The sequence below is a fragment of the Mycobacterium sp. E796 genome (genome assembly GCF_001672815.1).
In the GTDB taxonomy this organism is placed as follows: Bacteria; Actinomycetota; Actinomycetes; order Mycobacteriales; family Mycobacteriaceae; genus Mycobacterium.
In genome coordinates, this window is sequence record NZ_LZKK01000357.1 from 1 (window position 1) to 8,977 (window position 8,977).

The 8,977-nt window shown below is 68.6% G+C and carries 10 protein-coding genes and 1 pseudogene; 3 read left to right on the plus strand and 8 right to left on the minus strand.

Translation table 11 applies throughout. The features are described from left to right. The 5 genes and pseudogenes from A5706_RS35395 to A5706_RS29630 form a co-directional block, all read right to left on the minus strand. A pseudogene (locus tag A5706_RS35395) lies at window positions 1-440 on the minus strand (hypothetical protein); the annotation flags it as partial. Further along, window positions 437-928: a GNAT family N-acetyltransferase gene (locus tag A5706_RS35400; RefSeq protein WP_068139433.1), complete on the minus strand. Its 492-nt coding sequence runs from the start codon at window positions 926-928 to the stop codon at window positions 437-439. The pseudogene A5706_RS35395 and the gene A5706_RS35400, both read right to left, overlap by 4 nt. 54 nt (window positions 929-982) lie before the next feature. Next, entirely contained in the window at window positions 983-1,573 is a 591-nt protein-coding gene (locus A5706_RS29620; protein ID WP_068139437.1) for a fasciclin domain-containing protein, read from the minus strand. Between the two features lie 145 nt (window positions 1,574-1,718). Then, window positions 1,719-2,615 (minus strand): SAM-dependent methyltransferase, encoded by an 897-nt coding sequence (locus A5706_RS29625; RefSeq protein ID WP_068139439.1) that lies wholly within the window; start codon window positions 2,613-2,615, stop codon window positions 1,719-1,721. Between the two features lie 7 nt (window positions 2,616-2,622). After that, entirely contained in the window at window positions 2,623-2,994 is a 372-nt protein-coding gene (locus tag A5706_RS29630; protein WP_068139445.1) for a DUF3054 domain-containing protein, read from the minus strand. Between the two features lie 33 nt (window positions 2,995-3,027). Here A5706_RS29630 and A5706_RS29635 point away from each other — a divergent pair, with 33 nt between their 5' ends. From A5706_RS29635 to A5706_RS29645, 3 genes are all read left to right on the plus strand, one after another. After that, a complete protein-coding gene (locus A5706_RS29635) occupies window positions 3,028-4,212 on the plus strand; it encodes an acyl-CoA dehydrogenase (protein WP_068139449.1) in 1,185 nt (394 codons plus the stop codon). A 13-nt stretch (window positions 4,213-4,225) separates the two neighbouring features. Then, entirely contained in the window at window positions 4,226-4,840 is a 615-nt protein-coding gene (locus A5706_RS29640; RefSeq protein ID WP_068139452.1) for a hypothetical protein, read from the plus strand. Window positions 4,841-5,033: 193 nt separating this feature from the next. Next, window positions 5,034-6,413, plus strand: a complete 1,380-nt coding sequence (locus A5706_RS29645; protein WP_068139457.1) for an NAD(P)/FAD-dependent oxidoreductase — start codon at window positions 5,034-5,036, stop codon at window positions 6,411-6,413. Here A5706_RS29645 and A5706_RS29650 read toward each other — a convergent pair. The 3 genes from A5706_RS29650 to A5706_RS33885 all read right to left on the minus strand — a co-directional run. Beyond that, the gene (locus A5706_RS29650; protein ID WP_068139460.1) at window positions 6,410-7,630 is read right to left on the minus strand and encodes an O-succinylhomoserine sulfhydrylase; all 1,221 of its coding nucleotides are present in this window, start codon (window positions 7,628-7,630) and stop codon (window positions 6,410-6,412) included. The genes A5706_RS29645 and A5706_RS29650 overlap by 4 nt on opposite strands. 8 nt (window positions 7,631-7,638) lie before the next feature. Then, the gene (locus A5706_RS29655; RefSeq protein ID WP_068139462.1) at window positions 7,639-8,055 is read right to left on the minus strand and encodes a rhodanese-like domain-containing protein; all 417 of its coding nucleotides are present in this window, start codon (window positions 8,053-8,055) and stop codon (window positions 7,639-7,641) included. 84 nt (window positions 8,056-8,139) lie between these two features. Further along, on the minus strand, window positions 8,140-8,977 hold an 838-nt coding region (locus A5706_RS33885), incomplete at its 5' end, for a PecA family PE domain-processing aspartic protease (RefSeq protein WP_197518027.1).

Here is an 8,977-nt window from a genome sequence, read left to right on the forward strand (position 1 = left end):
GGATTCATCCGGACCGGCTGACCGGCCGCGCCGACGCCGTCCTGGTCGCGGCCCGCATCGCCCCCGCCACGCGACACATCGGGCTGATCCCCGTGGCCACGGTCACCCATACCGAGCCTTTCCACGTCTCCAAATCCATTGCCACGCTTGACTTCGTGTCGCGTGGCGGGGGCGATGCGGGCCGCGACCAGGACGGCGTCGGCGCGGCCGGTCAGCCGGTCCGGATGAATCCGGGAGCTTCGGCCGATCTGCGGCATCAAGCTGTCGTCGATGGTGAGGAAGTCCAGCAGCCCGCGCTCCGCCGTGGCCGCCAAGTCGGCCCAGTAAGGACCGCCGAGCACCGACGGCGTCTCCGGGTCGGCGGCGAGGGTGACCTGCCACGCGCGCGGGTCCCAGCCGTACCCGTCGAGCGCGACGCCCAGGTGGAATTGACCCGTCATGGCAGCCACTTCTCGAAGGCGATCGGCCGGAACGGTCCCCAGTCGGGCAGCGGCTCGGCGGGGGCGATGCGGGTGTACCCCGTCGCGTCGTACAGCGCCTCGGCCTCGGGCTGGCGATTGCCGGTGATCAGATACAGCCGCCGGTAACCCCGCGCGGCGGTCTCCGCCTCGAGCGCCGCCAGCAGCGCCCGCGCATAGCCGCGGCGCCGATGGGCGCTGTCGGTCCAGATCCGCTTGAGCTCGGCGGTGTCGGCGTCGAAGCGCCGGAACGCCCCGCCGGTGACCGCCACGCCACCCACGACACCGATGAGCAAGCCGCCGTCGGGCGGCGCCAGCTCACCCGCCGGCACCGGCAGCCAGGCCAGGTGCCTGTCCGGCGTGCCTCCGTAGCGCTCCGCGTACTCGACGGCCAGCTCGGCTAGCAGCGGCCGCGCTAAGGGATCGTCGTGGGTGGCCGCGACGAACTCGAGCCGGGCGGTGGGCGTCACGTAATCATCTAACGTTTCCCACGCGCGCCCATTCCACCCGGCGGCGGGTCGGCTCTATTGGCCGGGGGGCATCAGCACCGTGTCGATCATGTAGACCGTCGCGTTCGACGTGTGCACCCCGCCGCAGACCAGGCCCGCGTTGTTGACCCTCAGGTCGTTGCCTTGGCCGGCCACGGTGAGGGGCGCGCCCTGCACCGTCGGGTGGACGCCGCCGATCACCGCCGGGCTGAGCTGCCCCTGGACGACGTGATACGTCAAGATGCTGGTCAGCAGCTGCGAGTCCGTCTTCAGCTTGTCGACGGTCCCCGCCGGCAGCTTGTCGAACGCGGCGTTGGTGGGCGCGAACACCGTGTACTGGCCGTTGTTGAGGGTCGAGACCAGGTTCACGTTCGGATTCAGCTTCCCCGACAGCGCCGCGGCCAGGGTCGTCAACATCGGGTTGTTCGACGTCGCCGTCGCCACCGGGTCGCGCGACATCCCCATCACGGACCCCGGACCGCTCGGATTCTGCTTGGCATAGTCCGCGCAACCGGTCCCGATCAGGTCACTCGGGTTGTCAGCTGTGGCCGTGACCGTCGGCCCCGCGGCGACGGCGATGGCCGCAAGACCCGCCGCGGCAAGCGTTTTCGCGCGAGTGCTCATCATTGCGTTTCGACTCCTTCGTCTTCGGACGCCCATGGGCGCCGTCTTCGGCTTGAACACAAGTCATTCGGAGCGACGGCCGGCATGGATGGAATTTCAATAACTGAACCTTTAATCCACTTAATGAGCTGGCCGGGCGCGGCACGAGTTAGACGCGCGATGCCGTGACATACCCGGGGAGCAGTTCCACGTGCTCCGGGCGGCCGCGCCACAATTCGGCCAACCCCAGGCCGGTGAACAACTCGACGACGTTCCGCTTGGCCGTCTCCCAGCCATGCGCCGCCAGATATTCGGGGACAAAGCGGTATTCGCCCGGGTAGGTCAGGCTGGCCAGGTCGACGTCCAGGCCGCGCCGTCGCCAGCCGTCCACGAAGGCCTGCCGCGCCGCCTGCCGTTCCGGTGTCCAGCTCGCCATGTGATCGGCGGACAACCGGCTGCCGGGCGCGCTCGCCTCGGTGACGCCCTGCAGCAACCGGTGCTGGGCGTCCGGCGGCAGGTAGCCGACGAGCAGTTGCTCGGCGATCCAGACCGTGGGCGTCGCGGCGTCGAAACCGGCCCGGCGCAGCGCCGCCAGCCAATCCTGGCGAAGGTCGACGCCGATCTCGCGGCGGTGCGCGCCGGGCCGCGCGTCCAGCCCCCGCAGCACCCCGGCCTTGAAATCGAGGACGTCCGGGCGATCGATCTCGTACACCGTCGTGCCCGGTGGCCACCACAGTCGGTACGGCCGGGTGTCCAGCCCCGACCCCAGAATCACCACCTGGCGAATGCCGGAGCGGCCGGCGTCGGCGAGAAAGTCGTCCAGGAACCGTCCGTACGCGGCCTGGACGTGGATGAGCCCCGTCGTGATCGGGTGACCGCCGTCGTCGGCGGCGTATCGCTCGTCGTCGATGATCTGGGTGAAGTACGGCACGCCGGTGGCGCGCACCAGCGGCTCGGCGAACGGGTCGTCCAGGAGGCCCTTGTTGGTGGCCACGGCCCGGACGACCGCGTCGAACGTGGTGGTCAGGCCGTCGCCGGCGGCCGGGTTCCAGCTGGCGGGTGCCATGGTCCGCTCAGGCGTTGGAGCGGCGCCGCAAGGCCAGGCCCACGGCGGCCCGCCAGCCGAGCAACAGGACCGCGGTGACCGACGCTGCGACCACCACGAAGCTCGCCGCCACGCCCGCCGAGCTGGCCTTGCGCAGCAGCATGCCGATCGCGACGGTGGACAGCCAGACGATCACGCCGGTCGGGGCCACGGCGGTCGGTCGCCGCCACCCGCGGGAGAGCAGCCACCCGACGACGGTTCCGGCCAGAAACGGCCAGGCCGTCGTCGCAAGGCCGCCCAGGGTGAGCCCTTCGGCGTGGCTGCGGCGTCCGGCGGCGCAGAACACCAGCACGGCGACGACATCGACGAACAGGTAGGCCATCCACTGGAGCCTCCGCATGCCGCGAGACTACCGGGTGGCAGGCTGGGTCCTATGAGCACTGACGCACCTCCGGCGTTCGACCGGGACGACCCGTTGGGCCTGGACGCCTCCCTGTCCGAGGACGAGCTCGCCGTGCGCGACACGGTGCGCAAGTTCTGCGCCGAGCACGTCCTCCCCTATGTCGCCGAGTGGTTCGAGATCGGCGACCTTCCCGTCCGCCAGCTGGCCAAGCAGTTCGGCCAGCTCGGGCTGCTCGGCATGCACCTGCACGGCTACGGCTGCGGCGGCGCCTCGGCCGTGCACTACGGCCTGGCCTGCACCGAGCTGGAGGCCGCCGACTCGGGTATCCGGTCGATGGTCTCCGTGCAGGGGTCGCTGGCGATGTTCGCGATCTGGAAGTTCGGGTCCGAGGAGCAGAAGCAGCAGTGGCTGCCCGGCATGGCCGCCGGCGAACTGCTCGGCTGCTTCGGGTTGACCGAGCCCGACGTCGGAAGCGATCCGGCCGCGATGAAAACCCGTGCGCGCCAAGATGGTTCGGACTGGGTGCTCAACGGGCGAAAGTTGTGGATCACCAACGGCTCGGTCGCCGACGTGGCGATCGTGTGGGCCGGCACCGACGACGGGATCCGCGGCTTTGTGGTGCCGACCAACACGCCGGGCTTCGCCGCCAACACCATTCATCACAAGCTGTCGCTGCGCGCATCGATCACCAGCGAGCTGGTGCTCGACGACGTGCGGCTGCCCGCCGACGCGCTGCTGCCCGCGGCGACGGGGTTGCGCGGCCCGCTGTCGTGCCTGTCGGAGGCGCGCTACGGGATCATCTGGGGGTCGATGGGCGCGGCGAGGTCGGCCTGGCAGGCCGCGCTCGACTACGCCACGCAGCGCACCCAGTTCGGGCGCCCGATCGCCGGATTCCAGCTGACGCAGGCCAAACTCGTCGACATGGCGGTCGAACTGCACAAGGGGCAGCTGCTGTCGCTGCACCTCGGCCGCCTCAAGGACGGCGTCGGGCTGCGCCCCGAACAGGTCAGCTTCGGCAAGCTCAACAACACCCGAGAGGCGATCAAGATCTGTCGCACCGCCCGAACCATATTGGGCGGCAACGGAATATCGCTGGAATACCCCGTCATCCGGCACATGGTCAACCTGGAATCGGTGCTGACCTACGAGGGCACACCCGAGATGCACCAGCTCGTCCTCGGCCAGGCGTTCACCGGCAGCGACGCGTTCCGCTGAGAGGAGTCCCGCTATGAGATCTGCCCTGTACCGGGTCGGCGTTCTGTTCGCCGCCTGCGGACTGGCCCTGTCCGCTCCAGTCGCAACCGCCGATCCCGTCACGCTGCCCGCGCTGACCTCCGGCGGTGGCGGGCCGATCATCGGCGGGGGCAACAACTCCGGGATCGCGCAGCAGCTGACCGGCCTCGGCAACCCGAATGTCCAGGAGGTCGACGGCTCGGACGCGGCCCAATTCATCACCGCCTCGGCCGCGGTCAGCAATCCGCAGCTTGCCGCCCCCTTCGGGCTGCTCAAGCGGGCGCTGGCCTGCCAGACCAACAACACGGGATTCGGGGCCCGCGCCTACCGGCGCAACGACGGGCTGTGGGGCGGCGCGATGCTCGTCGCCGCCAAGAGCGCCACCCCCAACGTCGACGCTCTGAACGCCTGCGCCAAGACCAATTGGCGCAAGCCCACCACGGGTTCGGACACGGCGGCGTGCAACAGCGGCTGGACGACGCCCAATTCCTTCGACAGCCGCCGCAGCAACGCGGAGGCCTATTACATCTTCCTGGCCGGCACCAACGACGACTTCTGCAACCAACTCAACGGGAAGTACAAGACCAACGCCGGGGCGTGGCCCTTCTAAACATCTTGGCGCACAACGGTTTGCACGACGGCCGGCTCGCCGAACTACGTGTGTGGGGCGTGGCTCTACCCAAGAGTGCCCGGAGCGCGGGGGCGCGTCGCTGACGTGCAGCGACGCACTTAGGTATTGAGGGCGGCCCCCGACCACATAGGCTGGTGACGGGCCGCGGGGACCACGACACGAAGGGGTAGGCATGTCGCGCCATCACGTCGTCATCATCGGGAGCGGATTCGGGGGGCTGAACGCGGCGCGCTCGCTCAAGCGGGCCGATGTCGACGTCACCCTGATCTCGATGACCACCACTCACCTTTTCCAGCCGCTGCTCTACCAGGTGGCCACCGGGATCCTGTCCGAGGGCGACATCGCGCCCACCACCAGGCTCATCCTGCGCAAGCAGAAGAACGTCCGGGTGTTGTGGGGCGAGGTCGAAGCGATCGACCTGAAGGCACAGACGGTCACGTCGCACCTGATGGGGATGCAGACCGTGACGCACTACGACAGCCTCATCGTGGCCGCCGGCGCGCAGCAGTCCTATTTCGGCAACGACGACTACGCCGCGTTCGCGCCCGGCATGAAGTCGATCGACGACGCCCTGGAGCTACGCAGCCGCATCCTCGGCGCCTTCGAGGCCGCCGAGGTCGCCACCGACCCGGCCGAGCGCCAACGCCGGCTGACGTTCGTGGTGGTCGGGGCGGGGCCGACGGGAGTCGAGCTGGCCGGCGAGATCGTCCAACTCGCCGAGCGCACGCTGGCCGGCGCCTTTCGGACCATCACGCCCAGCGACTGCCGGGTCATCCTGCTCGACGCGGCGCCCGCGGTGCTGCCGCCCATGGGTGAAAAGCTGGGCCTCAAGGCGCAGCGGCGGCTGGAGAAGATGGGCGTCGAGGTCCAGCTCAACGCCATGGTGACCGCGGTCGACTACATGGGCATCACGGTCAAGGACTCCGACGGCAGCGAGCGCCGCATCGAATGCGCCTGCAAGGTGTGGGCGGCCGGCGTGCAGGCCAGCCCGCTGGGCAAGATGATCGCCGAGCAGTCCGACGGCACCGAAACCGACCGCGCCGGACGGGTGATCGTCGAGCCCGACCTCACCGTCAAGGGCCACCCGTACGTGTTCGTCGTCGGCGACCTGATGTCGGTGCCCGGCGTACCGGGCATGGCCCAAGGCGCGATTCAGGGGGCGCACTACGCCACCGCGCTGATCAAGCAGGCCGTCAAGGGCCACGACGACCCGGCCACCCGCAAGCCGTTCAACTACTTCGACAAGGGCAGCATGGCGCTGATCTCGCGGTACAGCGCGGTCGCCAAGATCGGCAAGCTGGAGTTCGGCGGCTTCATCGCCTGGCTGGCGTGGCTGTTGTTGCACCTGTTGTACCTGGTCGGATTCCGCAACCGCATTGCCGCCATGTTTTCCTGGGGCATCTCCTTCCTGGGCCGCACGCGCGGCCAGATGGCGATCACCAGCCAGATGATGTACGCCCGGCCGGTGGTGGACTGGGTGGAGAAGCAGGCGCAGGAGGGGACGCTGGCCGCGGCCGAACGCATCGAGGCCGCCGAGAAGCAGGCCGGCTAGCCCAGGGCCTGATCGATATCGGCGATCAGGTCGTCGGTGCCCTCCAGCCCGACGGAGATGCGAACCACGTTGTCGCCCAGCCCGATCGCGGCGCGACCCTCCGGGCCCATCGCGCGGTGCGTCGTCGTGGCCGGATGCGTGATCAGGGATTTCGCGTCGCCCAGGTTGTTGGAGATGTCGATCAGCCGCAGCTTGTCCAGAACCTCGAAAGCCCGCTGTTTGGCGGCGCTTTCGGCGCAGTCGAGCGCGAAGGTGATCACCGTTCCGCCGCCGGTCATCTGGCGCTTGGCCAGGTCGTATTGCGGGTGCGACGTCAGGTAAGGGTAGCGCACCCAGCTCACCGCGGGGTGGGTCTCGAGGAACTCCGCGATGCGGTGCGCGGACGCGTTGCTGTGCTCGACCCGAACCGCCAGCGTCTCAAGGCCTTTCAGCAACACCCAGGCGTTGAAGGCGCTCATCGCCGGGCCGGTGTGCCGCATCAGCTTCTGCACCGGGCCGTCGATGTACTCCTTGTCGCCCAGGATGGCGCCGCCCAGCACCCGGCCCTGCCCGTCGATGTGCTTGGTACCCGAGTACACCACCACGTCCACCCCGAGCGGAAGCCCCTGCTGCAGCAGCGGGGTGGCAAAGACGTTGTCCAGCACCACTTTCGCGCCGGCGGCGTGAGCCATCTCGGTCACCGCGGCGATGTCCACCAGCGACTGCATCGGGTTCGACGGGGTCTCGAAGAACACCGCCTGCGTGGGAACCGAGAGCGCCCGCTCCCACTGCGCGAGGTCGTCGCCGTCGACGAAGACGGTCTCGACCCCCCACCGCGGCAGGATCTCGTTGCACACCACGAAGCACGACCCGAACAGGCTGCGCGCCGCGACCAGCCGGTCACCGGCGGCCAGCAGCGCGCCCAGCGAGGTGAACACCGCCGCCATGCCGCTCGCGGTGGCGAACGCCGCGGGCGCCCCCTCGATCAGGCGCAACCGCTCCTCGAACATCGTGACGGTCGGGTTGCCGTAGCGGGAGTAGACGAAATGGTCCAGCTCGCCGGTGAACGACCGCTCGGCCACCGCCGCCGACTCGTACACGTAGCCGGACGTCAGGAACATCGCCTCGGCGGTCTCTTCGAAACCGGATCGCAGCAGCCCGCCGCGCACCCCGATGGTGGCCTGGCTGACGCCGTCGGGCAGCGCCTTGGGCGTGCGGACCGATTGGTCGTCCGTCATCCTTGCTGCTACCCCTGCTTCCAGGGCAATCCGACTGCGCGCCAACCGTTTCCACCGCGATGGCCATTGGCGTCGAGCTGGCCCTCGAAGCCGTCCAGCACGTTGTAGGCGGGGGTGAGGCCGACCTGGGTCGCCACCTCGGCCGCGCCGATGGAGCGGTTACCCGAGCGACACAGGAAGATCACGGGCCGCTCTTCGTCGGCCGGCGGAACGTGGCTCTTCAGCTCCTCGGCGAAGTTCGCGTTGGGGACGCCGTTGGCGGTGACCCACTCGATGTACACCACGTCGCGCCCCAGGCTGGACAGGTCGGGCACGCCCACGAAGCGCCATTCGGCGTCGGTGCGCACGTCGACCAGCACGGCGTCGGGGTTGTCGCTCAGCAGCTTCCATGCCTCGAGGGGCGTGATGTCTCCTGCGTATCCCACGGCTAAGCAGCTTACACAAACGACCCTGACCTGCTCATTTAGTAGCCGCTTCTGCCGTCACTCGCAGCGGCAGGAATGCCGTGCTCAGGTATCGAAGACCATCGTCCCGGTACCGCTGGGGCTGTAGGACAGGTAGATCGGCCCCTGCGTGAAGGGATAACCCCCGGTATTGAACGGATCGGTGTTCGACACGACCATCGGGAGCTCGGGGGCCGTACCGGTCACCGTCTCCGTGAACAGCGTCGTACCGTTGTAGCTGACCGTAATCGTGTCTCCCGCCGGCACGTAGGCGCCGCCTTGCTGACCGCTCGGGAGAAAGTCTTGGGGGACCCATCCGAAGGGAACACCGGAATCGATAAATGCGCTCGGCGCGGTTGTCGTGACGGGCGCCTGCCCGTTGCCGCCGATCGTGACGTCCAGGGTGGCAAGGGGGGCTCCGGAGACCGAGATACCGGGTGGTAGTGGGTTGGCGCCGAACTCGAAATAACCCCCGGGTTGGTTCAGCAGCACACCCTGACCCAGGGTGTCCGGCAACGCTTTTACCGCGCTGGGGATCGGGCCCGTCGTATTCTCACCCACACCCAGAAACGCGGGTGCCTCCGAGGCCGGCATAGTGATTGGGGGACCGCCATTTTGCACGACCTTTAGGGACGTGACGACGGCAACGGTGGTCGGTTTGGTGATGATCCCATTCCCAAGATTCACCGGAGCGGTATATGAGGTGTAGGTCTCCTCCCGGTAATCCACGCTGTTGCCGTAATGGAGCATTCCCGTCGGGCCGGGCGCGCCGAGGGTCGCGATATTGACGTCTTGGGGTGGGACCACAAGACCATGCGACCCGGTGTCCACTATCACCTCTGAAAGCGGTCCGCCGGCGATGGAGATGACTGCGTGGCGGAAGGTGTCGCCCACATACAGCGGG